Source organism: Xenorhabdus lircayensis (genome assembly GCF_016306625.1).
In the GTDB taxonomy this organism is placed as follows: Bacteria; Pseudomonadota; Gammaproteobacteria; order Enterobacterales; family Enterobacteriaceae; genus Xenorhabdus; species Xenorhabdus lircayensis.
Map to the genome: position 1 here is coordinate 1 of NZ_JACOII010000090.1, position 1,174 is coordinate 1,174.

The 1,174-nt window shown below is 50.5% G+C and carries 1 protein-coding gene; it reads right to left on the minus strand.

All coding sequences use genetic code 11. From position 1 onward, the window contains the following. Positions 1 to 1,174, minus strand: a 1,174-nt coding sequence (gene tuf / locus H8A87_RS19370) for an elongation factor Tu (RefSeq protein ID WP_198691513.1), incomplete at both ends; no start/stop codon positions are given.

A 1,174-nucleotide genomic window follows, 5' to 3' on the forward strand; every position in this document is an offset into this window, starting at 1 on the left:
ACTTTAGCAACAACACCAGCACCTACAGTACGGCCACCTTCACGGATTGCGAAACGCAGACCTTCGTCCATTGCGATTGGGGCAATCAGGGTAACGATCATGTTGATATTGTCACCTGGCATTACCATCTCAACGCCTTCTGGCAGCTCGATAGTACCGGTTACGTCAGTTGTACGGAAGTAGAACTGTGGACGGTAACCTTTGAAGAATGGAGTATGACGGCCACCTTCATCTTTGCTCAGGATATACACTTCTGATTCGAAAGTGGTGTGTGGCTTGATTGAACCTGGTTTTGCCAGTACCTGACCACGTTCGATTTCGTCACGCTTAGTACCACGCAGCAGAACACCAACGTTCTCACCCGCACGGCCTTCGTCCAGCAGTTTGCGGAACATTTCAACGCCGGTACAAGTTGTTTTAGTGGTATCTTTGATACCCACGATTTCAACTTCGTCACCAACTTTAACGATACCACGCTCAACACGACCCGTTACTACAGTACCACGGCCGGAGATGGAGAATACGTCTTCGATTGGCAGCAGGAATGGCTTGTCAATGTCACGCTCTGGTTCTGGGATGTAAGAATCCAGTGCTTCAGCCAATTCGATGATCTTCGCTTCCCACTCAGCTTCGCCTTCCAGCGCTTTCAGAGCAGAACCACGGATGATTGGAGTGTCATCGCCTGGGAAATCGTACTGAGACAGCAGCTCACGTACTTCCATTTCTACCAGTTCCAGCAGCTCTTCATCATCAACCATGTCACATTTGTTCAGGAACACGATGATGTATGGAACGCCTACCTGACGACCCAGCAAGATGTGCTCACGAGTCTGTGGCATTGGGCCATCAGTCGCAGCAACAACCAGGATCGCGCCGTCCATCTGAGCAGCACCGGTGATCATGTTTTTCACATAGTCGGCGTGGCCTGGGCAGTCAACGTGCGCGTAGTGGCGAGTTGGGGTATCGTATTCTACGTGAGAAGTCGAGATGGTGATACCACGCGCTTTTTCTTCTGGTGCGTTATCGATCTGATCGAATGCACGAGCGCTACCGCCGAAGGTTTTTGCCAGAACGGTGGTGATTGCAGCAGTCAGGGTAGTTTTACCGTGGTCAACGTGGCCGATAGTACCAACGTTAACGTGCGGTTTTGAACGTTCAAACTTTTCTTTAGACA